The following is a 25,655-nucleotide window of genomic DNA, read 5'->3' on the forward strand; positions in this document are numbered from 1 at the left end:
GTACAAATAATATTAAAGACAGATAAAATAACATGAAATTGACCACAGTTTTCATTATTGCAGGGATGATAATAATATCCCTCTATTTTTTAGTTGAAGTAAGTTACCACGCAACTGCAGAGACTAAAATCGATACCAACCAAACTAATGTTCCTTATTTAGAAATTCCGTCAATTGAAATTCATCAAAACATTAACAACAAATCCATTGATTATGGTATTTATCACGAACCTGCATCATCCAGACCAGGGGTGGGAACAGTTATTTTATTTGGCCATAGAACATTTTATGGATCCCCTTTTCTAAATCTTGACAGGCTGAAAAAGGGAGATAACATAACATTATCCTGGCCAGGCATAGGAAATGTGGAATACAGGGTCGTTAAATCATATGTGGTGCCTGCATCTTATCGTATATCTGTAGAACAGGGTAAAACATTATTTTTAATTACATGCTATCCACTTGGATCAACAAAGGAAAGATTGATTATTCAGGCTGATCAGACCCGTATATATCCATTTAACCATGCAAATAATAAATCCAGTTCAAATACACCAGTTCCTTATTCACTCCTGTTTATAAGCCTATTTTTAGGTTTAGGATTAATTTTAACCTATTTCTACCCGGTTAAAGATGATAAAATAATTGTATTAATAGCCACAATTGCACTTACAATATTTTTAATTTATGCATACCTGTTTCCCATCCCCCCCAATAACATAACTTCTAAGATATCCAATATTAACTCATGGTTTCAATTTTAACGACTGAAAACTTTGAAATGGGTGATTTAATGGACGTTGATGAAAAATATTTTAAAAACATTTCAGACAGAGAAAGGGCAATATTTGAAGGTGCAATTACCATGGGTGCTTTATTTCACCAGTTTGTGGGAACTCCTGTAAATTTAGAAAGTGCCCCTACCCTTGAAAGGTCTATAAAAACTGCCATGGAACTCCAACCATGCATCGATGAAGTAAATATAAAAATAAACAGAAAAATGCTTGAAGAATCTAAAAGTGAATTTGACTACGTATCTTTAAGTGGAGAGATGATGAATATAAAAGTTATTTCAAAATATAACGGTAAAAGGGCAATTTTAATGATGGAGTATGTGGAAGAACTTAAGTATCCTTTGATGTATGTTAAAGAAGCAGATGAATAAAAAAAAAGAATCAATTATTCTATGTGCACTATTTTTTTATATAATCAGGATAAATATTCATTTAAAGAATTACTCTTTTAAATTAATTTTACTCAAAGATACCATGATAAAAGTAGACGAAAATTTATGTAAAGGGTGCAATATCTGCACAGAATTTTGCCCCCGCAAAGTTTATGAACAGTCAAAAGAACTGGATAAAAAGGGAATATATCTTCCAGTGCCTGAAAACGAAGAAAAATGTACTAAATGCCATCTTTGTGTACTTATGTGTCCAGATCAGGCTATAGAAATAGATGAAAAGAGGAAAAAAAGTAATCTGGAGCATTGAAATGGAAAATGTCACCTATCATTTTATACAGGGCAACGAAGCCTGTGCAAGGGGAGCCATTAAAGCTGGCTGCAGATTTTTTGCAGGGTACCCTATAACCCCTTCTACTGAAATTGCAGAAGATATGGCTGTATTTTTACCTAAAGAAGGTGGATCATTTATACAGATGGAAGATGAGATTTCAGCACTGGGTGCTGTTATAGGAGCTGTTTGGGGCGGAATTAAAGGAATGACCGCCACATCAGGGCCTGGATTTTCCTTAATGCAGGAACATATAGGCTATGCTTCCATGACTGAAACCCCCCTTGTTATTGTGGATGTACAGAGAGGTTCTCCATCAACTGCACAACCCACAATGACCTCGGGGAGCGATATGATGCAGGCAAGGTGGGGTTCGCACGGAGATTATGAAATAATAGCACTGGCACCAGCTTCAGTACAGGAATGTTTTGATTTTACTGCTGAAGCGTTCAATTTAGCAGAAAAATACAGAGTTCCGGTAATGGTTATGAGTGATGAAATTGCAGGCCATATGCGGGAGAAAATAGCCATACCCCAAATTGTAGATATTGTTGCAAGAAAAATGCCTGAAGAAGGGCCAGACACATTTCTTCCATACAGAGCAGATCCTGATGGAGTGCCCCCAATGCCCCCATTTGGAGCAGGTTATAAAATGCATATAACCGGACTTACTCACGATGAAAAAGGATATCCTGATGCTTCAAACCCTGAAACTCATTCAAAACTTGTAAAAAGACTATGCAACAAAATACTAAAACATAAAGATGAATTAGTTAAGGTTAAAGAACTTTATACAGAAGATGCAGATATCATTGTAGTATCATATGGTACACCCTCTCGATCTGCAGTAACTGCCGTAAAAAAAGCGCGAGATGAAGGTATAAAAGCAGGACATATCAAATTAGAAATTGTATGGCCATTCCCCGATAAAATAATTAAATCTGCAGCAAGACAGGCCAGAAACATAATTGTTGTTGAAATGAACCTTGGTCAAATTGTTTATGAGGTGGAAAGAGTTGCAAAGTGTAATGCTGAAGTTTCTCTACTTCCAAAAATCGGCGGCGAAATGCACCGCCCTGATGAAATATTAAAAGAAATAAAATCATACAAATAAATTTACCTATTTACATTTAACCTCCAGGAGACAGAAAATGAATGATAAAACGAAAGGAAATCGTTTTATGAGCTACTTAAGAAGAGAAAGAATGCCAACCATCTTTTGCGCCGGATGTGGAAATGGAATTGTTATAAACACATTCTTTAACGGCATGGAAATGGCCGGAAAAAATCTGGATAATATCACAATGGTTTCAGGAATAGGGTGTTCATCGAGAATACCGGGTTACATCAAATGTGATTCACTGCATACTGCACATGGCAGACCAGTTGCATTTGCAACAGGAGTTAAATTAGCAAATCCTGATATGGATGTTGTTGTAGTAACTGGAGACGGTGACGCTGCAGCTATTGGAGGGAACCATTTAATCCATGGAGCAAGAAGAAATATAGATCTTACTGTGATCTGTATAAATAACAGTATTTATGGGATGACTGGCGGACAGATAAGTCCCACATCTCCAAAAGGCAGTTTTGGAAGTACAGCACCTTACGGAGCTCTTGAAAGTCCATTTGATTTAGCAGAGCTTGTAACCGGAGCAGGAGCAAGTTATGTCTCAAGATGGACTACTGTACATCCAGTACAGCTTTCAAATGCCATTAAAAAGGGTTTGCTGAATAAGGGATTCTCTTTTATTGAAGTTATTTCTCAGTGCCCCACTTATTTTGGCCGAAAAAACAAAATGCGATCTTCAGTTTCCATGATGAAATGGATGAAAGAAAACAGTGTGGTTAAAAGAAAAGCTGAAAAAATGAAGGAAGAAGAGCTTGAAGGAAAGATTATTGTAGGTGATTTTGCAGATAGAAGCAGACCTGAATTTACAGAATCACTTTGTGAGCTTGTAAATCAACAATGCCTGGAAGGAACTCCTGCATCAGTCAGATCAGCCTATAAAACGAAATTCTGATTTATTAAATAACCATAAGAGGGTTCAAATTGCGGAAAGATATAAGAATTGCAGGATTCGGCGGGCAGGGAATTATTCTTGCCGGAATTGTTATTGGAAGAGCTGCTTCCATCCATGATAATTTATTTGCCGTTCAAACACAATCCTACGGTCCAGAAGCAAGAGGAGGAGCTTCAAGAACAGAGATAGTAATTAGTGACAGCGAAATAGACTATCCAAAGGTGCAGTGTCCTAATATATTTGTTGCAATGTCTCATACGGCATTAATGGCTTATTTAGATGATCTTAAAGATGGAGGAATATTAATTGCTGATTCTGACATGATAAATGAGGAAGAAGTGGTTCCATTTGTTTTGAAACATAACATTGATTATTATAGGGCTCCTGCAACAAAAACAGCAGCTCAAAAAATTGGATTGAACATAGTGGCCAATATGGTAATGGTTGGAGCTATAACAAAAGCAACTAAAGTTGTATCAAAAGAAGCTGCAAGAAAAGCTATTGCTGAAATTGTGCCTCCCGGAACTGAAGCTAAAAATATCGCTGCCTTTGAAGCAGGGCTTGAACTTATTAAGGAGGATTGAAAATTGAAATTTTTTGAATACAGTGCAAAAGAAATTTTTAAAATGGAAGGTATCCCTGTACCAGAAAGTTATGTTGCAGAAGATGCTGATAAAGCTCGAGAAGCGGCTCAAAATATAAATAAACCTGTAGCAGTTAAATCTCAAGTTCTTGTAGGTGGGAGAGGGAAATCTGGCGGTATTAAATTTGCAGAAACTCCAGAAGAAGCAGGAAGAGCTACAAATGAGCTTTTAGGCATTGAAATTAAAGGAGAGGTGGTAGATAAAGTCCTTGTTGAAGAGAAAATCAATATCCAGTCAGAGTTCTATATAAGCGTTGTTATGGATAGATCCGCTAAAAAGCCACTTATAATGGCAAGTACTGAAGGAGGTGTTGATATAGAGGAGGTTGCTAAAAACAGCCCCAAAAAAATAGTTAAATATCATGTAAATCCTCTGGATGAATTCATGCCCTACGAAGCGCGTGGCATTGCCATAAAAATGGGAGTTTCAAATGAACTAATTTCAAAAATGGGAGGATTTATCCAGAAATTGTTCAATGTATTTAAAAAATACGATGCAAACATAGCAGAAATTAATCCTCTTGTTTTAACTCCTGAAGGGCTTATTGCAGCTGATGCAAAACTTGAAATTGACGATGATTCAATGTGGAGACATAAAGCGTTTGCAGAACTTGAAGAAGCTAAAAAAGACGATTTTGCATATGTTACTCTTAAAGGTGATATTGCAGTTATAGGAAACGGTGCAGGGCTTACCTTAACCGGGATGGACATGATTAATCTCTATGGAGGTAAACCAGCCACATTCTTAGATATTGGGGGTGGTGCCTCCAAGCAAAATATTGTAAAGGCAATAAACCTTGTATTAAGCGAGCCTAACGTTAAGGTAATCTTTTTAAATGTTCTTGGTGGAATTACACGGGCAGATGACGTTGCAAACGGCGTTATTGATGTACTAAACAGTTCTAAACGTAAAGCACCCCTTGTTATAAGACTTACTGGCACAAATGAAGAAGAAGGGCAGCGAATTTTAACTGAAGCAGGAGTTCCATATGAAACTTCAATGGAAGCTGCTGCAAAGAAAGCAGTTGAGATTTGTGAAAGTTTGAATTAAAGATTAAGAGGTAGTAAAATGGTAGTTGCAGAAATAAGCATAGTTCCATTGGGAGAAGGTCCAAGTGTTTCAAAATATGTCAGAAAAGCGTTGAAAATATTTAAAAAATATGATTTAAAAATAGAACCATGTGCCATGGGGACTGTACTGGAAGGAGATCTGGACGAGATACTGAAGGCATTTAAAGAAGCCCATAGAGAGGTTTTAAGTGATACAAAAAGAGTTGTTAGCTCTTTAAAAATTGACGAGAGAATAGACAAAGAGAATACAATAAAAAGAAAATTAGATGCTATTAAATCCGCAAATTAGAGCAAACCTGCTGATTTTAATAATAACTACAAGTTTTTAAATTGAAGGAAAGGATGTACATTTCCCAAATCTAAAAAAACAAAGTTTTTTAGGTATTTAAAAAGAAATTGTATCGGGATTAAAATGCTCAAACTATTCTGTAAGAAAAAGGATAAAAAAGAAAAGGATATTCTGGAGATAGATATCCCAAAACCTGTTGATTGTCTTTGTGATTTTACATATAATTTTTACTGGCAGCATAAAGGAGAAAAATTACAGCCAGAATGGGAGATTCCCGGAACTAACACTACTTTTAAAGACCTCGTAGAACATCTCAAAAATGGAGGTTCAGTTAAAATAAACGGAAATACAGGGCACCGTTTATGCTCCAGCATGGGTGTGGATATAAAATATTTCGGTGGCAGCGGTAATGAAATTGATGTTGGGGATGTAATTGTAGACGGAGATGTAGATACTCGAATGGGAATAAGCATGGTAAAAGGTAGTATTTATGTTAAAGGCAATGTTAAAGAACCTTTTGGTAATTTAGTTGAAGTTAAGTCAGATAGGAAAGGTTATAAAAAATTTAAATCAATTACTGATATTGTTATGAACGGTCTTGAAGGTGAAAAGCTTAAGGGTAGTCAAATAACACCTAATGGAATTTTAATCACTGACGGTGCAGTTAGGGATACTGTAGGTTCCAGACTGGATAAAGAAGCCGAGATAGTTATAAATGGAAACGTTGATCTTAGTACTGGAATTTTAATGAGGAAAGGCACAGTTAGAGTTAATGGAAACACTGGAAAAAATACAGGAGCTTTACTAAACGGAGGTACTGTAATTATAAATGGGAATTGTGATGATTTTACCGCTATTGACATGATTAAAGGGAAAATTGTTGTAAATGGTGATGCTGGAAAATTTTTAGCAGCAAATAAAAAAAGTGGAGTTGTTTTTGCTAAAAATGGAAGGCCAGTTCCACCTGCAAGCGAAAAAAACATTAGTAGCAAGGATATCGCAAAACTTCTAAAACATGGAGTTAACCCCAGAGAATTTAAGAAATTCGAATAAAATATTTGGAATGGCTTAAATCAGCCTGCATGGATTCCAGTAAATGAATGATTATTCCAATTCCTAATGTCAACTTTTTTTCATTTTTCACATCATCATGTTATAATCCCTATTATTTTTTAATTTTAACCATTTTAAGCCTTGCAGAGTTTGTAACTACTGTAAGTGAACTTAAAGCCATTGCTGCAGCTGCTATAATTGGATTTAGGAGCCCAATCGCTGCAAGAGGTATTGCTCCAGCATTATATGCAAATGCCCAGAATAAATTTTGTCTTATTGTTTTCATGGTCTTCTTACTTAGTTTTACTCCAGTTACAACGTCTCTTAAATCATCTTTTACAAGGATTATGTCCCCGGTTTCTTTTGCTACATCAGTACCTGAACCAAGAGCTATACCTATATCTGCCTGTGCAAGTGCGGGAGCATCATTTACACCATCTCCCACCATTGCCACGATATTTCCTTCACTTTGCAGTTCTTTAATAGCATCAAGCTTTTCATGTGGCAGTACATTGGCGATAACTTTTTTAATTCCAATTTTACCTGCAATTGCATTTGCTGTAAGCTCATTATCTCCAGTAAGCATTATAGATTCAATACCAAGATTATCGAGTTCTTTTATTACTTCTCCTGAATTTTCCTTGAGAGTATCTGCAATGGCGATCATTCCGGTGAGTTTTTGACTTAATCCAATCATTATTACAGTTTTTCCTTCAGCTTCAAGGTTTCTGATCTTTTCTTCAGATGGAGCAATTTTTATTCCTTCTATTTCCATCATTTTTCTGTTTCCAATGGCAATTGCTTTGTTGTTCCATCTGGCTTTAATTCCATATCCGGGCACTGCTTCAAAATCACTGGTATCTTCAGCTTCAATTCCAAGAGAGGCAGCTTTTTTCAACACGGCTTCTGCAAGTGGATGTTCAGAGCCTTTTTCTGCAGTAGCAGCTATTTTAAGGACCTCCTCTTCATTGACCCCAACTATATCTGTTACCTCTGGTTTACCCTTTGTAAGCGTTCCTGTTTTATCAAAAACCACTTTATTTAGTTTATAAGCACTTTCAAGATATTCTCCACCACGTATTAACACTCCACTTTCAGCTCCTTTTCCCACACCAACCATAAGCGCGGCCGGAGTTGCAATACCAAGAGCACATGGGCATGATATAATAAGAACGGCAACAAATGATAATAATCCCAGTGTAAAATTACCCAAAACAAATGTCCATGTTAAAAATGTAATGGTTGCTATTGAAACCACTGCAGGCACAAAATAGGCACTCACGCGGTCTGCAAGTCTTTGTATAGGGGCGCTTGATGACTGTGCATCTTCTACAAGCTTAACTATCTGCATAAGAGTGGTCTTTGAACCAACTTTTGTTGCTTCAAATTTTATTAATCCCTGTTTATTGATGGTTGCACCAATTACTTCATCACCCCTTTTTTTGGATACTGGAAGGCTTTCTCCAGTTACTACTGACTCATCTACAGAACTTGAGCCTTCCACAACGACTCCATCCACAGGTATTTTCTCACCAGGCCTTACCACTACCATTTCACCAGGCATGATCTGTTCTGCAAGTATTTCAACTTCTTTTCCTTCTCTTATTACATGTGCAGATTTTGGTCTAAGATCCAGTAACCTTCTAACTGCTGCTGAACTTCTCTGCCTTATGTAATCTTCCATAAACTTACCAAGTAGAACAAATGCTATTATTACAGCAGATACTTCAAAATAAACATCTCGTTCTGCTACAGGAAGAACTCCCGGGAAGAATAGAACGAATGTACTGTATCCCCAGGCTGTTAGAGTTCCCATGGCAACGAGGAAGTCCATATTTAAAGCTTTGTTTTTAACTGCGTGATAAGCACCAGTATAGAAAGTCCAGCCGCCTATAAACTGTATAGGGGTTGTAAGCAGAAAAAGCCAGTAGCCCCATGTGAACCAGGGTAATGCTGGAATAGGGGCCCAGCTTATTAATGAAACTCCTGCAGCAAGTGTAAACGTCGCTATAACCCTTAATAATGCAATTAAAAAGACTCCAGATAAAGCTATTGTAACTCGCTGTTTCATCTTTTTTAATTCATCTTCTGGCGATTCAAATCTTTTTGCACATTCTTCATTGCAGAAATAGTATTCTCTTCCATCATACACTCTTTTTATGGATTTAGATTTTTCTATCCGCATACCGCACACAGGATCTGTTGCAAATTCCTCAGATTCATCTGTTCTATAAAAAGCTTTATATCCAGTGTCATCTATTATCTGGACAATTTTCCCCTTACTTATCTTTTCAGGGTCATATCTAACAGTGGCTGTGCCAGTTGCAAAGCTTACATTGGCATCAGCTATACCCTCTTCTTTTTTAAGCCGGTTTGCAATATTTTGAGCACATGCAGTACAGTTCATTCCAGTAATGATCAAGTTTAAAACAGTTCTTGCAGTCCCATTTTCCTGGATATCTCCAGCTTTTAACTCCTCTTCAAGTGCTATAGGGCATGCTTTTTCATTAGATTTTGGTTTTAAGGATGGGGATTTATCTTCAGCCATTTGGTGTACTCCACTTTGTTTTTCATTATGTATCGCAGCCTTTAGGACCTCAGTGCTGTAAATCAAGTTTCACCGGCATTTTCATCTCAAAAATTTTTAATTTTCTTGTGGTTTTTGAAATTTGATTTCCTAACTAATTGCTGTATACTATATATAATAAAACTAATTGTATTTAAATTTAGTACAGGCAAAAAAGTTATATACTACATTATTGTATACTAAATATCACATAGGTAAGGTGATATCATGGAAAAAAGAATACTGCTGTTAAAACTTACAGTTTTGATGCCGTGAAAAAGAAAAACCAGCTTATTAAATAGAAAAGTTTAAATCCTAAAAATTTATCAAAATAAAAAAAGAAAAAACCTAATTTTAAATTAATTAGGTTTTTTAAGCTATAATAAATGAATATTTATACAAAATATCCATTAACTACTTTTTTTCCATTTATTGTCCCATTGTATGGAATTAAAAAGACTCTTCTTTTATCGTGGGACATTCCATGAACTAAACAGAAGTCCATATCTGTTTTCACATCATACCATAATCCTTCAGGACTGGTACCTCTATTAGGGCCGTAATAAGGTCCTTGTTCAAATCTTAAAGTTCCATTGGTTTTTGTAACCGGGTTATAATTCCTGAAAACCCGTGTATGGTAGTTGTAATCACTTTTTATAGCACAAGAATGCCTTCCTGTTGCCATGACATATTCACTTGTTACGACCACATTTTTTGCGCCAACACTTGTAGGCACTATTTTTTTATAAATAGTTTTCTTATAAGCAGCTTTAACCTTTTTATACCTGTACTTTTTGTATTTATAGGCTTTAACCTTTTTATACCTGTATTTTGAAGATCTTTTTACTTTCTTCATTTTTTTACTGTATTTAGAAGCTGCTTTTACTTCTAATTGTTTTGTATTTCCATTTAAATTAATTTTTGCGTCTCCAAACACTGTCAAAATCTTCGATTTTGGCACTCCCAGATTAGAGATTTTAGAGTTTTCATGTTTGAAGGGCCCATTTAGTGTATTTTGGGTTTGTACTCCCGCAACAGCAGGGAGAATGCTCACTACCATTACTAATGTAAATAGTAATGCGCTTTTTGATTTCCACGTAATTGTACCGCCTCCGTGTCCTGTATGTTAACATTCATTTAGGACATTTTAGTACAGGCAAATGATAGAATATGATCACATATAAATCTTTTGGTTTCTAGGAGTTGTAAACTTATTGGGTGTTAGAATTCATTTTAACCACTGGAAACTGAACTTCTGTAAGAATCTCTTCAGGTTCTACTTCTTCTGGATTGTTCAAATAAACCTCTGTAACCGGTCCGATTATGTCATAACCATTTTCAATAGCATATTTAGCTAATTCATCAATAACTGGTCCAACCTGGTCATAAGGGCCTTTATGCATGGTTGCAACAACTGTATGCTCTGGGATTAGCTTTACCTGAACTTTTCCCTCATCACTTGCTGTGCCTTCAAATGAAGCGCCGATTTCATAGAAAAGTTCCTCTGGCGGTACCTCGTCAGGACGGTTGAAATAAGCTCCATAAATCATTCCAGTCATGGTGAGACCTTTATTCATCACCCATTCCACTACTTCACCAATAAGCTCGGGGATCTTATCATAATGGCCCCTGTATCTTATAAAGGCCACCTGTGTGCTGTTCATTCTTTTTTCTTCTACTTTCATAATTTTATCCTCCAGTAAGATATAGATCATTGAGATAATTATTTTTTCCTTTTTGAAACTTTTTTTAAGTTACTATGCTCTGATTTTAGTTTAATTGCAAGTCTTGACCTTTCAAGTGCTACACCAAGCTGCAAACCTATGGAACTTAGATTTTCAAGGCTGATTCTATTATATACCTTTATTTTCCTGCTCCCCATATTCAAAAGCCCAATGATCTTTTTACCACTTTTTATGGGAAGTATTAACAGTGTTTTTATATCATTTGCTCTTATAGCAGGTTCAAGAGACTTGTATTCTTCTGATTTTGGAGTAATATACACAACATCCTGCTTTTTGAAGGTTTTACTGAAAAGATCTTTAAACATGCCGGCCATGCACATATTTTTGAGATTTTCAGGCAGGTTTTTATGCACTCGAAGTGTGAGTTCTTCATCTTTATCTGTAAGGTATATACAGCCCATTTCAAACCCAATAGAATTCATAACAGTTGAAACAGCCATTTCAAGCATTTCATCCTCTGCATGGGATGAATTTATTATGCTGGAGATTTTATTCATGGCAATCAGGGTATTTACAAACTCTTCCCTCTCCTGGGTTAGCTTTTGCATCTTAATATATCCTGAAAGTTCATCTGCAGCTATTTCCACATTTTCAATACTGACTGAACTTACAGATTTTAAAGTGCTTAGCAGTAACATGGCCCCAATTCCATGTTCTTCATTTATAATTGGGACGGATATGGCCATGGAAAGAGATATATCATTCAAATTAGATTTAATTGTTTCCAGATAGTAATTTCCCTCCTTTGCTGTTACAGTTTCCATTGAATCCATACTTTTTTCTATAAACCTGCTTATATAGTTAGGTACATGATCAGCTGTTATTTTAGATATTTTTTCATCTGCTCCATATGCTGAATAATGTGTTTTTCCATTTTTTAGAAATATTACAAAGTATTTATGTGGAATAAGGATGTTAATCAGGTTTTTTATTTCATTTATCACATTTTCTTCATTTTCGGATGAATCTACAGCTTGAACTATGGATAAAAGTGTTTCCAGGTCGCGTTTTGTTCTTTTAGATCCTGAAACTTCCTCTCCAATAATTGAGGCACCAATAATATTTTTCCTATCATCCAAAATTGAATACATTGAAATACGGTAAGGTCTGTATACTCCCTGTTTTTCCATTAAATCTATCCAAACAGTTGCCTTATCTTTAAATTTCAATGATTGCATTGTATTTTCAATTAAAATGGTCTTTTCATGGTCTAAAATCTCTCTAAGATTTTCTATCTCTGGAAAAAATGTTTTAAACGTATTATTCGCTGCAATTATGTCCATATGGTTATTAATGGTAAATAGTACAATATCAATCCTGTCAATTGAATTTTTAAGGTCTATTCCCTCTAAAATTAAAGAATGAAGTTTTGCTGCTGCTGATACGAGTTCCGCATTGTCTTCAAGAACTTTTTCCACAGATTTAACTGTTATTTCTGGTTCAACACCTGAATCAGGGCTTAAATACCATAATTTACTCCTTCCAACGAATTTATAGTTCAATATGCCTTTTGCATGCAATATACTTAAATATTTGAGCACGGTTGCCCTGCTTCTGCTGGTTCCTCTGGTTATTTTATCCAGCATGCACTCTTCTGGCGGATGAGACTTTATATATGTTATTATCGACCTTTCTATGTTGGACAGTTCTTTCATTTCATCAGCTCGTTTTTATACTATATAGTATAAATCATGGACCTTATATAATATTGGGGTTATATCAATACTTTCAGTTATTTAATGTTTTTCACCTTATGTAGAGTATAGTTATCTGGAATAAAGTTTCGAGGGCTTTCAAACATTTTTATGTTGGATTACCCAAAAAACCAGAAATTTTCGACAGCTTTGCCAAGCTTGAAAACATTAAAAAGAGTTTTCAGTGATAAAAATTAGAGTAGAAGTTATAAGTTAAGGAACAGAGAAACCAAACTAAAAAACAAACATTACGACATTCGGCCGTTGAAGTTTTATGGATTTATGATGCTTTCGTTTTTTCATATCAACAAAGCGAAGTCTTTGCCCATTCCCTCTGCAATTTTCCAGGTAAAGAAAAGAAAATTATGGCCAAAAAAAATTGATGGGTGCATCCAGCACCCTGAAACCAATAGTGCCATAAAATAATAATCAATATTATTTTTTAGCGATCATGACTTCGCTGGCTTTAATTACTGCATAGACTTCTTCACCCTCTTTAAGATCTAAATCTTCAACAGCTTCTTTGGTTATACTTGCTGTTACTACGTGAGGGGATTCTACTTTTATTTTTATTGTGGAAGTCACAGGGCCTTTGTCGATACTTTCAATTTTTCCTTTAAGAACATTTCTTGCACTTATTTTCATAAAATCACCAGTTGTTATATATTGTTAAACTATTTTATATATTTTTTGTTAAACTGGCACTTTTTTATGGATGTTTGGTCTGTATATAAAAAGAAATCAGGCAGTATTTCAGAAAAATTTTTATACAGTGCTATTTTAAATAATGATTTTAGACAATGATAAACTTAATTAGTACAGAATTAAAAAACCCTTATATTGTTCGGTGTATAGACTTAATTTATTTACATGAACATGAAAATAACTATAATTTTATTTCTATCCTGACAATATTTTAGAGCCTGTGAAAATTAAAAATTTTGACAGCTATAAAACACATGGTGATTCTATGACACAAATGGATGAAGCAAAAAAAGGCGTAATAACAGAGGAAATGAAGGCAGTAGCAGCTGCTGAAAACGTTTCAGAGGAATTTATCAGAAAATCCGTTGCCCAGGGAACCATAGCCATCCCCAGCAATGTTAAAAGAGATGTTAAATCTGTTGGAATTGGTGCAGGGCTTAGAACAAAAGTAAATGCTACCATTGGAACCTCAACAGATATCTGTGACTTTGATATGGAAGAGGAAAAGGCCCGAGTGGCCATGAAATACAATGCAGATACATTAATGGAACTTTCTGTAGGTGGAGACCTTGATGAAATAAGGAGAAGAATTCTTAAAATTTCAGACATTCCTGTAGGAAGTGTACCTGTCTACCAGGCTGCTATTGAAACCATAAGGGAAAAGGGCGCTGCTATTTACATGGACGAAGATATAATGTTTAAAGCCATTGAAAAGCAGGCCAAAGATGGTATAGACTTCATGGCAATTCACTGCAGTGTAAACAGAGAAACCCTCAAAAGGTTAAAAAGACAGGGACGTGAAGGAGGGCTTGTAAGCAGAGGCGGAGCACTTGTATCTGCATGGATGGTTGAAAATGGAATGGAAAATCCATTATACAAAGATTTTGATTACATTCTTGAAATTGCAAAAGAATATGATTTTGTTATGTCCATGGCTAACGCTATGAGGGCTGGAGCAATAGCAGATTCTACAGACCGGGCTGCAGTTCAGGAACTCATTGTACTTGGAGAATTAATTGACAGAGCACGAGAAGCAGGCGTGCAGACCATTGTAGAAGGACCAGGACATATACCTTTAAATGAAATCCCTGCAAACGTGGTGCTCCAGAAAAAATTGTGCAGGGGAGCACCTTTCTATATGTTAGGGCCGATTGTAACTGATATCGGTGCTGGATACGATCATATTGTATCTTCAATCGGTGCAGCAGCATCAGCAGGTGCTGGGGCAGACTTCATCTGTTATGTAACACCAGCAGAACACCTTGCATTACCTGATGCAAAGGATGTTAAAGACGGCGTAATTGCAACAAGAATTGGAGCATATGTTGGAGACATGCAAAAAGGCATACATAGCGGTGAAAAAGACCTTATAATGGCTAATGCTCGTAAAAAGCTTAACTGGGAAGCACAGTTTGAATCTGCAATGTGTCCAGAAGAAGCAAGGAAAATAAGGAACGAAAGACCACCAGCAGAAGAAGATACCTGCTCAATGTGCGGAAGCTACTGTGCAGTTAAGATTGTAAACGAATGGTTAGACGAAGCAGACACTGATTTGTTTGATTAAATCTTAATCATCATTTTATTATCTTTGAAAATAAATTTATATAATTATAATTTTTTGGAATTTACATAGTTTTTGAGGCTCTGAATCCCTCAAAATTCTTTGAATTTTATTATTTTTAGACAGGTGATTTGATTGAAACACTGGATTGAAAATATTGCAGACAGTTTAAATAGAGACGTGGAAAAGCATGTAATTGCAAGCGGAACATCCATATCAGGTTCCATACATATTGGAAATTCATGCGACGTGTTTATTGCAAATGCGATCACAAAAGCTTTAAAGAACACTGGCACTCCTGCAGAAGTAATATGGATTGCAGACGACTACGACCCACTTCGTAAGGTCCCTTACCCCCTTCCAGAAAGTTATGAAAAATATTTAGGCATGCCCTATGCCCATATTCCATGTCCTGAAGACTGCTGTACAAATTTTGTGGAACATTTTGAAAAACCATTCCTTGACACTTTGGATGATTTTGGAATCTCCCTTAAGATTTATTCAGGAGAGAAAATGTACAAAGAAGGCATTTATAACGATTATGTAAGAATATCCCTCGAAAAAGCACCTGAAATTCGAGAAATATTCAATCAATACCGTGAAAATCCCTTAGCAGATGATTGGCTTCCCTATAATCCAATCTGCAAGGAATGTGGAAGAATTAATACAACTTTTGCCTATGGCTATGATGGTGATATGGTTCATTACAGATGTGAATGTGGACATGAAGGGTCAATGGATATCAAATCTGGTAGGGGAAAGCTTACATGGCGTGTTGAATGGGCTGCACGGTGGAAAATACTCAAAATCACCTGCGAACCATTTGGAAAAGACCATGCAGCAAGCGGAGGTTCATACGATGTGAGCAGTATCATATCAAAGGAAATATTTGACTATCCTGCCCCTTATCCCGTGCCTTACGAATGGATTACACTGAAAGGCGATGCAATGTCAAAATCCAAAGGAGTATTTTTCACCCCAGGCCAGTGGCTTGAAATTGGAGCACCTGAAACACTTAATTACTTTATATTTCGAAGCAAACCCCTAAAACACAAGGATTTCAATCCTCAAATGCCATTTTTGGACTTTATTGACCAGTACGACCGAATTGAGAGAATATACTATGGTGCAGAAGAGCCGGCATCCCCAAAGGAAGAAGAAAAGCTTAGAAAGATTTATGAAATCTCACAGATTGAATTAAAAGACAGGATGCCTTTCCAGCCATCCTACAGGTTTATGACTGTGGCTTACCAGATTGCTGATGGAAACATTAACACCGTCTTTAAAATATTAAAGAAGAATTCTAAGCTTCCAGATTACATGGAAAAATTGGAATTTGAAGAACTAAGTAAAGAAGACCTTGCCAGGCTTGAAATGAGGATGAATCACATTAAAAACTGGCTTGATAAATACGCCCCCCAATTTGTGAAGTTCCATGTTGCAAAAAAGATCCCTGAATTACATTTAGATGAAGATCAGACTCAGTTTTTACTTAAACTTGCAGACATTCTTGAAAAAAAGGATTACACTGCAGAGGAGCTTCATGATGAAATGTACACTCTTCTAAGAGAATTTGATATGAAACCTCAAAAAGCATTTCAGGCGATTTATAAGACAATTATCGGAAAAAAGCATGGTCCAAGAGCAGCATCATTTGTTTTATCCCTTGATAAGGATTTTGTAATTAAAAGATTTAAAAAAGAGATGTGATCAGGCCAATCTTTTTCAGCTTTGTAGTTTCTTAATTTCCTCTTGAATTTCTTTGATTACTTCACTATTGTATATTTTTTTCTTATCTCTTTCTTTAACTGAAATGATATAGAAAACATTACCCCCAAAATTTTCTTTAAACTTCTTATGAGTTTCAGCTTGTATATTGTGTTCTTTAAATATTTGAGGGATATGCGAAACCCCTCCTGCGGGTTTAATTTGAAGTCCAATATACTTGTCTTTGATTTTAATAAAAAAATCAACATTATATAAACGATCCCACTCATCAGGCGCAGGTTCTATAGCTGAAAACGATTCATAGCACTATTCAATATCCATTCTTTTGCCATTTCATTATCCTCGTTCTACTAATTAAAAGACCTATATATCATGCTTTACATATAATGTTTAAGATTAGTATTGTTGATAGTTAGTTTAATACATTTTAGCCCCGAGAAAGCTTAAAATTATATAAATAAGGATATATGCTATCATACAATGATTCGAATAATCTCTGTTATCTATATCCCTTAAAATGTAAAAGAAAAGGTGGAAAATGAATTGAAAACAAATCACAAAATTGTTTTTGGAAATTCAAAAAACATGAAAGAAATCCTTCCTGAGAGTGTGAATTTTGTAGTTACATCTCCCCCTTATCCAATGATTGAAATGTGGGATGGACAATTCTCTTACATTAATCCTGAGATTAAAGAGGCACTGCAAAATGAAGAAGGAGTTAAAGCATACAATCTGATGAATGAAGAGTTAAATAAAACCTGGATTGAAATAGACAGAGTATTATCTCCGGGTGGAATTGTTTGTATCAATATAGGAGATGCAACAAGAAAAATAGGAGATTCGTTTCAACTCTATCCAAATCATTCTCGTATAACTCATTATTTTGAAAAAATGAACTATCAAGTCTTACCTCCAATTATATGGAGAAAAGAAACAAACAAGCCTACTAAATTCATGGGCTCAGGAATGCTACCTCCCAATGCATACATTACATTAGAACATGAATACATATTAATTTTCCGTAAAGGAAGCAACAGGTCTTTTAAATTGAAAGAAAAGCAACTTAGAAGAGAAAGTGCATACTTCTGGGAAGAGAGAAATATCTGGTTTTCAGATTTATGGAGTGATTTAAAGGGAATTTCACAAAAATTAAATCATGAAAATTTGAGAGAGAGATCTGCAGCATTTCCATTTGAGTTAGCATATAGATTGATTAATATGTTTTCTGTTCAGGGTGACACCATTTTAGATCCATTTGTTGGCACAGGAACAACCACGTTGGCTGCAATGTGTGCTGCAAGAAATTCGGTAGGATATGAGTTAGAATCAAAATTCAAAAAAGTAATTGAATATAGGGTTTTTGATTTTTTAAAATTTTCAAGAAAAGTTATCAATGAGAGATTAGAAAATCATGTTCAATTTGTTGAAAAGAGAAAAAAAGAAAGGGGAGAATTGAAGCACGAATCACTAAGATACGGATTCAAAGTTATGACTGGTCAGGAAAAAAACATTTTCTTCCCGACAATAGAAAAAATTGAAACTGTTGGTGAAGATGAATTTGAAGTATTGTATGATGAAAGGGCAAATTTATTTAAAATTAAAAAAGATAAAGCAATTAATGTGCAAATAAAACTAATATGATCAATATAAATATGTTAGCGGAGTGCCTGCATTATTATTTATCATTTTATCCAGCGAATACTGTGCTAACAATCTTTCATGTCCATTTTCAGTCTTTATTCTGTATGCTAAAAGTTCGCTATCATTTATTACGAGTTTATTATAAGATGGATGATTATTACCATATAATCTTCTGGTGGTTGCAGTACCTGAATTTGAAATCACCATATCTTCAACTTTCCATGCATTAGAAACATGTTTATGGCCGTTTAAGACCAGATTTACTCCATGGCCTGTAAGTAACTTTAATGTATCTCCAGCATCAAGTAAAATGTTTCTTTCACGTCCTGTTTGAGGTATTGGAAGTAAATGGTGGTGAAAAGTCACAATTCTAAACATATCCTGCGGTATCTTATTTAATTCATCATTTAACCATTCCAGCTGATCGAATCCTATTTTTCCATCGTGTATGTCTGGTTCTGAAGAATCAACACCAATAATGAGAATATCGTTGTTCTTATCTATATCAACAAATTTTCGATCGCCAATCAGCCTTCTAAAATGGATTAATCCAGCATTACAGGCATCATGATTTCCAGGGATAACATAGGTTTCTGTTACAGATTTTAATTCTGTTATAAAATCCTTTGCACAATTATATTCTTCAATATAACCCATTGAAGTTATATCTCCTGCTATAACTATTAAATCAGGGTTTTCATATTCTATATGTAATTTTAATTTATTTTTTAACTCTTCACTGAATCTATATTCCCCAAAATGCAGATCAGATATTTGAATTATCTTTTTTTCCATGAATTTCACCGAAATGATATTTCTCTATTTAACCAGGCCCCCAGGGATTTTATAAATTGGCAGAGAACCTGAAGGCCTTTAATCGGGGATTTAAACTCATTTAATCATTATTCCATGCTTAAGGGGGAGTAGAATTTTTTTGGTTGTGAGGTGACTGAAATTACCTACTCCTCCTTTAAACATACATATCAGGTCCTGATTTCTTCAGTGGAAGCCATCAAAAATTCTTCGAATTTTTGATTGCCCGAAAATCCCTCAAACACGTAGTGTTCGACGGAATTTTGGATACATGTCAGGCCCTGTTTAAAATTTATTGTTTTCATCATATAAAAATCTTACACATTAAGTATACTATAGTGCTCATTTTGCATAATAATTAAAAAAGAAATTTATGATGGTTAACCTATTAAAGATAAAAGTATCAAAATAACAAACACACTTTATAAGAGGACAGATATGAGAGTTAAGGTCATTGAAAAAGAAGTAATGGATCCGCTGGCTGAGGCCATTGCTCAAAAGATAGAAATATCGCCCATCCCTGAAAAAATCAGTAAAATAACATATTTTGACAATACAAAGCCCAATGCTGATGTAATATTGAATACCGTCAGGGAAAAATTAAATATAGATCATATTGAAGCCATAAAACCTGCAGGCGCCCCAGCAACTGAAGAACAGATACGAATAGCTAAAAAAGGAGATGTTGTAATTTTAGCTCTTGGAGACTGCGGTTCATGCACCACATGGGTCATTTTAGATGCTATACGGCTTGAAAAAGAAGGAAAACCTGCACTTTGTATTTGTACGCACGAATTCACCGAATATGCGCATTCACTTGCAAAAGCCCAGGGAGCAGAAGATTTAAGGATAGTTGAAATTCAACACCCCATTGCAGGACTTAAAGAAGATGAGGTAACAGAAAAAACATTGAAAATTATCCCTGAAATTAAAAAACTGCTGAATATAACTTAAATTTATCGAGGGCTTTTATGAAAAACAATAAAATCAACAAAGATACATGCGGATGCTCCATTGAAGATTTACTAAGTGAAAACATAGGAAAAATCGAAGAACGCCTATGCAGTGCATCCCCAGAGGATATGGAATTTTATGTTGAACCTGACGTGGAAAAAATAAGTTATGAATTTTACATGAAAAAACAGACCGATGGTTTGCCCATAATCCCCCCAACAGGAGAACGAGTACGTAAATTTATCGAGTTTAGTGGCTTAAATAAGGATGATTTAATAGCTGTGCTTCCTCCAAGGTCTGGAAAGGCCACAGTAGAAAAAATAGCCATAAATTCTGTTATGGCTGGCTGCATTCCTCAATTCATGCCTGTAATTCAGCATTCAATTAAAGCAATTTCAGCAGAAAAATTCAATTTACCGGGAATAAACGCTACAACACACCCTGTAGCAATATGTACCATTTTAAATGGCCCTATAGGTGCTGAAATAGGTATTAACCACGGTTCAGGATGTTTAGGACCTGGAAATATTGCAAATGCCACCATTGGACGTGCAGTAAGACTCTGCCTTATAAACATCGCCGGTGCAATTCCTGGAATTGGAGATCATGCCACTCTTGCATCGCCTTCTAAATATAGCTTTTGTTTTGGTGAGGCTGAAGATGAAAATCCATGGGAACCGCTGCATGTAGAACGTGGATTCAGCAAAAATGAAAGTACTGTAACAGTGATGGCACTGGATTCACCCCACAACGTGAACGATCATCGAAGTAAAACCGCAGAAGACCTGATGGATACAATAATTGATACTGCAGCAGTTGCAGGGTGTAATAACAGTCATGTGCCTGGAGAAATACTCATCATAATGAGCCCAGAGCATGCAAAAACAATTGCTGCTAATGGATGGAGCAGCGAAGATGTTAAGAAATATTTCCACGAAAACGCACTGGTACCTGTTGAATTGGGAGATAGAGGAGGTAGAAAGCTTGATGAAAAATGGATCGTTGATGGCGATGTTTGGATAACAAGAAAACCTGATGATGTGGTTATTGTTGTTGCCGGAGGTACTGGAAGACACACCATGATCTGCCATGGCTTTGGAACGTCTTCAGAATCAGTTACAGAATTGATAAAGCTTGTAGATGGGACTGCTGCTCCATCAGTGCATGATTTTAAAAATAAAGTCTGAATTTCTTCTACCAGATTTAACAGAGATATTTAAACAAAATACATCAATGATTATGATGGATGAATCTAATTCCATCTAACTTCTTTTTTAAGTTCAAAATTAGTAATTTCCTAATCAAAATTAAAATGAAACCTTTATGGTTTCAATTTGGAGTTATTTCACCATTATTATTTACAAAGCTGAATTTCAATGGCTGAAACGTTTGTAGCTGTGCCTTCATTGCCTAAAATTTCTTCTGTGCATATATCTATAGATCCAAGTTCTACATCTGATACAAACCTGTTTCTAACTATTTCAGCAACATCAACAGCTCTACTAATGGCCCTTCCACGTGCCTTTAAAATTACTTCTTTGGTTCCGCCGTTCATCTGGGTTACGACAGCTAATACATAGTTCATTACGGGTTTATTTCCAATGTATACAACATTTTCCTCTGACATCACTTTAACCTCCAAAGAATATCCATGCGATTTGATTTATAATATTTATTATAATCATGTAATTAATATATATAATTTATGTTTTGCATACTCTACTTTCTGACTTTAAATAGGCAAAAAAAGGATAATTTTTACCCTCTTCTATAGAAATTAAATAAACTCTACTCAAAATTGTTATGAAATTCAAGGGCCATGGCATTTACTTTACCCTCTTTATCTTTAATGTGATTTAAATCTGCTCTTACAGTCAAAACAGTTCCATTTTTGGCTAATATTGTAAATTCTTCTGAAGATATAGATGAACTAATTTTTAGCTTCTTTAAAGCATTGGATTCTCCATTATGAATTCTAAATACCTCTTCTAACTTATTATCAACTGCATCTTCCTGCATCCAGCCAGTGATATCTTCAGCCATGTTATTCATGAATTTGATCTTACCATCAGCATCTGTAACAATAAGGGCCTGGTTAATACTTTCAAGAAGTGCGGAAATCCATTGGTCATGTGTTTTTTCCATTTTATGCCGGTAAAGAGTTATTTCAATAATACTATGCAGCTCACTTTCTTCAAAAGGCTTGTGAATAAATCCTGATGGTTCTTTAAGGACATATCCAGAAGGTTCAGTTTTTTTAGCTCTTTTAAAGGTGTTTTCATCTGAATAGGCAGTTAAATAAATTACAGGTATATCATAGTGCTTCTTAATCTCTTCTGCAGCTTCTATACCATCTATTTCACCTTCAAGCATGATATCCATCAAAATAAGATCTGGTTGAAGCTCCCCTGCTTTTTTTACTGCATCTTCACCAGAATATAGAACAGCAGGTACCCTGTAACCTAAGCTCATAAGGCAGTCTTTTATGTCTTCAGCTGTAATTCTCTCATCTTCTACAACCATGATTTTTGCACTCATATTATCCTCTCTAAAATATGCAAGCTAATGATTCATGCTTAGTATATGATTAATTAATGATAAATTTTCCTATCTCAAGATAAGTATCTTGTTTATTGCATCTAAAACTGCTTCTACACTTGCCATAACAATATCCTCTGTTGTAGACCGCCCAGTCGCTTTATTTCCATCTTTATCTCCCATTATAACAAATACTTCGGCAAGAGCGTCGGTTCCGCCTGTTATCGCCTCTATATTATACTCTTGAAGTTCAATATCTGCTGTTTCACCCACAACACTTTGAATAGCATTTATAGCAGCATCCACAGGCCCTACACCTGTTTTAGCCACAGTTTTGGTTTTGCCATCAATTCTAAGCTTTACAGTTGCTGTGGGCATGACACTGTTTCCGGTCATGACCGAAAAACCTTCCAGTTTTACAATTTCTTCTTTGGCCCTTCCAAGGACACTTTCAGCTATAGCTCTTAAATCAGCGTCGGTAACACATTTTCCTTTATCTCCAAGGGCTTTAACCTGATCAAATACCTTTTTAAACTGTTCATTGTCTAATTCTATCCCATACTCATCAAGCTTTGATTTAATAGCCTTTGCGCCCGTATGTTTTCCTAAAACGATTCTTCGAGTGTGACCCACTATTTCAGGGGTGATTGCTTCGTAGGTTTCTGCCTTTGCAAGCACGCCGTGGACATGTATCCCTGCCTCATGTGCAAAAGCATTTTCTCCAACTATAGCTTTGTTTGGAGGCATTTTTACTCCAGTGATTCTTGAAACGAATTCTGAAATATTCACCAGATTTTCAGTTTTAATATCCATTTTAATGCCGTATTCTATGATTAAAGCCATTACAACTTCTTCCAGTGACGCATTTCCTGCACGTTCGCCCAGTCCATTTACAGTTACATGAACCTGGCTGGCACCAGCCTCTACTGAAGATAGGGAATTGGCCACTGCAAGTCCAAAATCATCATGGCAGTGCACACTTACTGGAACATTTAATTCTTTTTTAAGCTCTCTTATAAGCCATTTCATGGAAGTTGGGACCATGACACCAACTGTATCGGGAACATTTATATAATCTACTCCTGCATCCTCAACTGCCCTGTAAATTTCTTTTAGATAATCAAATTCTGTTCTTGTGGCGTCTTCTGCTGAAAATTCAGCGGTGATATCATGGTCCTTTATATATTCAACTGCATCTACTGATTTGCTTAAAATTTCTTCTTTGCTCATTTTAAGCTTAAATTCTCTGTGAAGTGGCGAAGTACCAATAAAAGTGTGTATATAATCAACATCACAGTCAATTGCAGCGTCCAGATCTCCTTTTAAAGGTCTTGCCAGACCACAGATCTGGGCATTAAAACCCATTTTTAGAATTTCACGAGCTGCCTCTTTTTCACCGCTTGAAGAAGCAGGAAATCCCGCCTCTATCACATTAACACCAAGATCATCAAGCCTTTTTGCAATTCTTATCTTTTCATCTACTGTTATTGCAACACCAGGTGTCTGTTCACCGTCTCTTAGCGTCGTGTCAAATATTCTTACCGTTTCCGGTAGATTCATCTCTTTTTTAACTTTTTCTATATACATAAATAATACTCTCCTCTTGGTCTGGCAATGGTATATTTATTTGAAGTATACCAATAAAAAAATATGTATGTAAAATATAAAATAAATGAATTTGCAAAAGCTATGCACCCATACTGAGACTTAAAAAATTTCTTAAGCCCGGAGCAAGACCTAAAATAAATATTGCAAGTTTTAGCATGTTTTTAATGGTATTATCCTCAATATATAGGTCTATCACGTAAAGTGCAGCTAAAATTACAGCTATTTTTAATGGAAACATTACAAATGCAGTTCCTGCAAGGCCTGTAAGCGCATTTGGAAGAACGTGCTGTTCAGCGTAGCCATAAAAGTCCACTGCAATAAATGTTGATGATGCATCAAATAACTGAGCTGAAAGAACACCCAAATTGAATTTATTCTTTAAAAGACCCCATTTATTCCTTAAAAGCCAAAAAAATGAGGATACAACTGCCCATATGCCAGTAACTTCAAAAAATGCAGTCCAATTTATGTGATTTATGAATAAAATATTGGGAATACATAAAATAGTGCCTGCAATAAACATTGGATATCTGTAATCAAAATTTGTCTTCTTTTCAACATAAACAGATATTAGAAGTACTGCAATTGTTATAAATCCTGTTAATATGTAAATTCCAGGAGTAACAAGCCACAGAGTGAGGGGATATATGCCATTATCTACAAGGGCCCTGGCACTTGATCCAAACAATATAAAGGGAATCAGTGGAATAAAAAGATCTCCTGGATCCTTTTTGATGTATTTAAACATTTTTATAACTAATATTACCACAATTCCCAGTATAATTCCAAAAACAATTGTATTAAACAATGTGTAGCCGGGGTGAAGGTAAAAAAAATTGTCCTGAATGAATTGTGAAATTGAATCTAACATAAATTTAATAGAAATTCAGATAATTTAAGCTTTTTTATACATGTTGAGCCTGTCCCCTAATTAATTCTTCCACCTTAAATTCTGCTTATTTTTTAAGAAACCACATTAACAGGGACTTTTGATTTCCTCACCACTCGATCAGCTGTACTTCCAAGCAGGAATTGTTCTATTCCATGTTTACCAGATTTTCCAATCACTATCTGATCTACGCTTTCTTCTTCAGCAATTTTAAGTATGATATCTGCAGGTTTACCTTCTCTAATCATGGTTCTAAGATTGACATTTTTACACTCGCCTACACATTGTGCTTCTTCTATCTTTTTTTTAAATTTTTCGACTGCTCCTTTTCCTTCTTTTTTTAATTGTTCATATAATTGTTTTCTTAGATCCTGCTGTGGTAATGCATCTAAATAAGAGGCATCAATCACATATAAAACAATGATATCGGCACCATTTAAACCTACCATCGAAATAGCTTGTTCTCCTGCTTTTTCTGCCTGTTTAGAATTATCTGTGGCTAACAATATTTTTTCGCTCATAATTATCTCCGGAAATTAAATTCTTAATTATTATGTACAACCGGGAATAAATAATATTATGGAAATTCTCATACAGCCCGTTGGAAAGATAGTAAATG

The 25,655-nt window shown here is 35.4% G+C and carries 25 protein-coding genes; 14 read left to right on the forward strand and 11 right to left on the reverse strand.

Annotated elements, in window-relative coordinates; translation table 11 throughout:
* Positions 1 to 32: 32 nt before the first annotated feature.
* The 9 genes from PQ963_00775 to PQ963_00815 all read left to right on the forward strand — a co-directional run bounded on the left by PQ963_00775 (position 33) and on the right by PQ963_00815 (position 6,594).
* The gene (locus PQ963_00775) at positions 33 to 764 is read left to right on the forward strand and encodes a class E sortase (protein MEN4028205.1); all 732 of its coding nucleotides are present in this window, start codon (positions 33 to 35) and stop codon (positions 762 to 764) included.
* A gap of 29 nt (positions 765 to 793) precedes the next feature.
* Positions 794 to 1,165 carry a dihydroneopterin aldolase family protein gene (locus tag PQ963_00780; GenBank protein ID MEN4028206.1) on the forward strand — a complete coding sequence of 124 codons (372 nt, stop codon included), beginning with the start codon at positions 794 to 796 and terminating at the stop codon, positions 1,163 to 1,165.
* Positions 1,166 to 1,268: 103 nt separating this feature from the next.
* A complete protein-coding gene (locus tag PQ963_00785; protein ID MEN4028207.1) occupies positions 1,269 to 1,493 on the forward strand; it encodes a ferredoxin family protein in 225 nt (74 codons plus the stop codon).
* Between the two features lies 1 nt (position 1,494).
* On the forward strand, positions 1,495 to 2,628 hold the full coding sequence (locus tag PQ963_00790; GenBank protein MEN4028208.1) for a 2-oxoacid:acceptor oxidoreductase subunit alpha: 1,134 nt from the start codon (positions 1,495 to 1,497) through the stop codon (positions 2,626 to 2,628).
* A gap of 37 nt (positions 2,629 to 2,665) precedes the next feature.
* Complete coding sequence (locus tag PQ963_00795) at positions 2,666 to 3,538, forward strand: 2-oxoacid:ferredoxin oxidoreductase subunit beta (protein ID MEN4028209.1); 873 nt, start codon at positions 2,666 to 2,668, stop codon at positions 3,536 to 3,538.
* Between the two features lie 29 nt (positions 3,539 to 3,567).
* Positions 3,568 to 4,122 carry a 2-oxoacid:ferredoxin oxidoreductase subunit gamma gene (locus PQ963_00800; GenBank protein MEN4028210.1) on the forward strand — a complete coding sequence of 185 codons (555 nt, stop codon included), beginning with the start codon at positions 3,568 to 3,570 and terminating at the stop codon, positions 4,120 to 4,122.
* A gap of 3 nt (positions 4,123 to 4,125) precedes the next feature.
* A complete protein-coding gene (gene sucC / locus PQ963_00805; GenBank protein MEN4028211.1) occupies positions 4,126 to 5,232 on the forward strand; it encodes an ADP-forming succinate--CoA ligase subunit beta in 1,107 nt (368 codons plus the stop codon).
* Positions 5,233 to 5,250: 18 nt separating this feature from the next.
* Positions 5,251 to 5,541 carry an MTH1187 family thiamine-binding protein gene (locus PQ963_00810; GenBank protein ID MEN4028212.1) on the forward strand — a complete coding sequence of 97 codons (291 nt, stop codon included), beginning with the start codon at positions 5,251 to 5,253 and terminating at the stop codon, positions 5,539 to 5,541.
* Positions 5,542 to 5,664: 123 nt separating this feature from the next.
* Positions 5,665 to 6,594, forward strand: coding sequence for a hypothetical protein (locus PQ963_00815; protein MEN4028213.1), 930 nt, complete (start codon positions 5,665 to 5,667; stop codon positions 6,592 to 6,594).
* Positions 6,595 to 6,706: 112 nt separating this feature from the next.
* On the opposite strand, the gene PQ963_00820 is transcribed toward PQ963_00815, so the two are convergent.
* The 5 genes from PQ963_00820 to PQ963_00840 all read right to left on the reverse strand — a co-directional run bounded on the left by PQ963_00820 (position 6,707) and on the right by PQ963_00840 (position 13,244).
* A complete protein-coding gene (locus PQ963_00820) occupies positions 6,707 to 9,142 on the reverse strand; it encodes a heavy metal translocating P-type ATPase (GenBank protein ID MEN4028214.1) in 2,436 nt (811 codons plus the stop codon).
* Between the two features lie 412 nt (positions 9,143 to 9,554).
* Positions 9,555 to 10,220 carry a hypothetical protein gene (locus PQ963_00825; protein MEN4028215.1) on the reverse strand — a complete coding sequence of 222 codons (666 nt, stop codon included), beginning with the start codon at positions 10,218 to 10,220 and terminating at the stop codon, positions 9,555 to 9,557.
* Positions 10,221 to 10,371: 151 nt separating this feature from the next.
* Entirely contained in the window at positions 10,372 to 10,845 is a 474-nt protein-coding gene (locus PQ963_00830) for a GyrI-like domain-containing protein (GenBank protein ID MEN4028216.1), read from the reverse strand.
* Between the two features lie 38 nt (positions 10,846 to 10,883).
* Entirely contained in the window at positions 10,884 to 12,560 is a 1,677-nt protein-coding gene (locus PQ963_00835) for a GAF domain-containing protein (protein MEN4028217.1), read from the reverse strand.
* Positions 12,561 to 13,034: 474 nt separating this feature from the next.
* Positions 13,035 to 13,244: a TOBE domain-containing protein gene (locus PQ963_00840; protein MEN4028218.1), complete on the reverse strand. Its 210-nt coding sequence runs from the start codon at positions 13,242 to 13,244 to the stop codon at positions 13,035 to 13,037.
* A 325-nt stretch (positions 13,245 to 13,569) separates the two neighbouring features.
* Here PQ963_00840 and thiC point away from each other — a divergent pair, with 325 nt between their 5' ends.
* The 3 genes from thiC to PQ963_00855 all read left to right on the forward strand — a co-directional run bounded on the left by thiC (position 13,570) and on the right by PQ963_00855 (position 18,234).
* The gene (thiC, locus tag PQ963_00845; GenBank protein ID MEN4028219.1) at positions 13,570 to 14,868 is read left to right on the forward strand and encodes a phosphomethylpyrimidine synthase; all 1,299 of its coding nucleotides are present in this window, start codon (positions 13,570 to 13,572) and stop codon (positions 14,866 to 14,868) included.
* Positions 14,869 to 15,000: 132 nt separating this feature from the next.
* Positions 15,001 to 16,575 (forward strand): lysine--tRNA ligase, encoded by a 1,575-nt coding sequence (gene lysS, locus PQ963_00850; protein ID MEN4028220.1) that lies wholly within the window; start codon positions 15,001 to 15,003, stop codon positions 16,573 to 16,575.
* A gap of 549 nt (positions 16,576 to 17,124) precedes the next feature.
* Positions 17,125 to 18,234, forward strand: a complete 1,110-nt coding sequence (locus tag PQ963_00855) for a site-specific DNA-methyltransferase (protein ID MEN4028221.1) — start codon at positions 17,125 to 17,127, stop codon at positions 18,232 to 18,234.
* On the opposite strand, the gene PQ963_00860 is transcribed toward PQ963_00855, so the two are convergent.
* Positions 18,235 to 19,029: a metallophosphoesterase gene (locus PQ963_00860; protein ID MEN4028222.1), complete on the reverse strand. Its 795-nt coding sequence runs from the start codon at positions 19,027 to 19,029 to the stop codon at positions 18,235 to 18,237.
* A gap of 456 nt (positions 19,030 to 19,485) precedes the next feature.
* Between PQ963_00860 and PQ963_00865 the strand changes: the two genes are divergently transcribed.
* Both PQ963_00865 and PQ963_00870 read left to right on the forward strand, forming a co-directional pair.
* On the forward strand, positions 19,486 to 20,001 hold the full coding sequence (locus PQ963_00865) for a UGSC family (seleno)protein (GenBank protein MEN4028223.1): 516 nt from the start codon (positions 19,486 to 19,488) through the stop codon (positions 19,999 to 20,001).
* A gap of 17 nt (positions 20,002 to 20,018) precedes the next feature.
* Positions 20,019 to 21,188, forward strand: a complete 1,170-nt coding sequence (locus PQ963_00870) for a hypothetical protein (GenBank protein MEN4028224.1) — start codon at positions 20,019 to 20,021, stop codon at positions 21,186 to 21,188.
* 167 nt (positions 21,189 to 21,355) lie between these two features.
* Here PQ963_00870 and albA read toward each other — a convergent pair whose 3' ends face one another.
* From albA to PQ963_00895, 5 genes are all read right to left on the reverse strand, one after another.
* Positions 21,356 to 21,628 (reverse strand): DNA-binding protein Alba, encoded by a 273-nt coding sequence (albA, locus tag PQ963_00875; protein MEN4028225.1) that lies wholly within the window; start codon positions 21,626 to 21,628, stop codon positions 21,356 to 21,358.
* Positions 21,629 to 21,789: 161 nt separating this feature from the next.
* Positions 21,790 to 22,539 carry a response regulator gene (locus PQ963_00880; GenBank protein MEN4028226.1) on the reverse strand — a complete coding sequence of 250 codons (750 nt, stop codon included), beginning with the start codon at positions 22,537 to 22,539 and terminating at the stop codon, positions 21,790 to 21,792.
* A 69-nt stretch (positions 22,540 to 22,608) separates the two neighbouring features.
* Entirely contained in the window at positions 22,609 to 24,126 is a 1,518-nt protein-coding gene (locus PQ963_00885; GenBank protein MEN4028227.1) for a 2-isopropylmalate synthase, read from the reverse strand.
* Positions 24,127 to 24,226: 100 nt separating this feature from the next.
* The gene (locus PQ963_00890) at positions 24,227 to 25,018 is read right to left on the reverse strand and encodes a DUF63 family protein (GenBank protein ID MEN4028228.1); all 792 of its coding nucleotides are present in this window, start codon (positions 25,016 to 25,018) and stop codon (positions 24,227 to 24,229) included.
* A gap of 92 nt (positions 25,019 to 25,110) precedes the next feature.
* Positions 25,111 to 25,557, reverse strand: a complete 447-nt coding sequence (locus PQ963_00895; GenBank protein ID MEN4028229.1) for a universal stress protein — start codon at positions 25,555 to 25,557, stop codon at positions 25,111 to 25,113.
* Positions 25,558 to 25,655: the final 98 nt, after the last annotated feature.

The organism is Methanobacterium sp. (assembly GCA_039666455.1).
Classification (GTDB): domain Archaea; phylum Methanobacteriota; class Methanobacteria; order Methanobacteriales; family Methanobacteriaceae; genus Methanobacterium_D.

Excerpts from the sequence above, each read along its gene's own strand:
- PQ963_00780 (MEN4028206.1), top strand. The coding sequence starts at position 794 with ATGGACGTTGATGAAAAATATTTTAAAAACATTTCAGACAGAGAAAGG.
- PQ963_00890 (MEN4028228.1), bottom strand. The coding sequence starts at position 25,018 with ATGTTAGATTCAATTTCACAATTCATTCAGGACAATTTTTTTTACCTT.
- PQ963_00860 (MEN4028222.1), bottom strand. The coding sequence starts at position 19,029 with ATGGAAAAAAAGATAATTCAAATATCTGATCTGCATTTTGGGGAATAT.
- PQ963_00815 (MEN4028213.1), top strand. The coding sequence starts at position 5,665 with ATGCTCAAACTATTCTGTAAGAAAAAGGATAAAAAAGAAAAGGATATT.
- PQ963_00785 (MEN4028207.1), top strand. The coding sequence starts at position 1,269 with ATGATAAAAGTAGACGAAAATTTATGTAAAGGGTGCAATATCTGCACA.
- albA (MEN4028225.1), bottom strand. The coding sequence starts at position 21,628 with ATGTCAGAGGAAAATGTTGTATACATTGGAAATAAACCCGTAATGAAC.
- PQ963_00895 (MEN4028229.1), bottom strand. The coding sequence starts at position 25,557 with ATGAGCGAAAAAATATTGTTAGCCACAGATAATTCTAAACAGGCAGAA.
- PQ963_00840 (MEN4028218.1), bottom strand. The coding sequence starts at position 13,244 with ATGAAAATAAGTGCAAGAAATGTTCTTAAAGGAAAAATTGAAAGTATC.
- PQ963_00830 (MEN4028216.1), bottom strand. The coding sequence starts at position 10,845 with ATGAAAGTAGAAGAAAAAAGAATGAACAGCACACAGGTGGCCTTTATA.
- PQ963_00790 (MEN4028208.1), top strand. The coding sequence starts at position 1,495 with ATGGAAAATGTCACCTATCATTTTATACAGGGCAACGAAGCCTGTGCA.
- PQ963_00880 (MEN4028226.1), bottom strand. The coding sequence starts at position 22,539 with ATGAGTGCAAAAATCATGGTTGTAGAAGATGAGAGAATTACAGCTGAA.
- PQ963_00825 (MEN4028215.1), bottom strand. The coding sequence starts at position 10,220 with ATGGTAGTGAGCATTCTCCCTGCTGTTGCGGGAGTACAAACCCAAAAT.
- PQ963_00810 (MEN4028212.1), top strand. The coding sequence starts at position 5,251 with ATGGTAGTTGCAGAAATAAGCATAGTTCCATTGGGAGAAGGTCCAAGT.
- PQ963_00870 (MEN4028224.1), top strand. The coding sequence starts at position 20,019 with ATGAAAAACAATAAAATCAACAAAGATACATGCGGATGCTCCATTGAA.
- PQ963_00775 (MEN4028205.1), top strand. The coding sequence starts at position 33 with ATGAAATTGACCACAGTTTTCATTATTGCAGGGATGATAATAATATCC.
- thiC (MEN4028219.1), top strand. The coding sequence starts at position 13,570 with ATGACACAAATGGATGAAGCAAAAAAAGGCGTAATAACAGAGGAAATG.
- PQ963_00835 (MEN4028217.1), bottom strand. The coding sequence starts at position 12,560 with ATGAAAGAACTGTCCAACATAGAAAGGTCGATAATAACATATATAAAG.
- PQ963_00865 (MEN4028223.1), top strand. The coding sequence starts at position 19,486 with ATGAGAGTTAAGGTCATTGAAAAAGAAGTAATGGATCCGCTGGCTGAG.
- PQ963_00820 (MEN4028214.1), bottom strand. The coding sequence starts at position 9,142 with ATGGCTGAAGATAAATCCCCATCCTTAAAACCAAAATCTAATGAAAAA.
- PQ963_00885 (MEN4028227.1), bottom strand. The coding sequence starts at position 24,126 with ATGTATATAGAAAAAGTTAAAAAAGAGATGAATCTACCGGAAACGGTA.
- PQ963_00795 (MEN4028209.1), top strand. The coding sequence starts at position 2,666 with ATGAATGATAAAACGAAAGGAAATCGTTTTATGAGCTACTTAAGAAGA.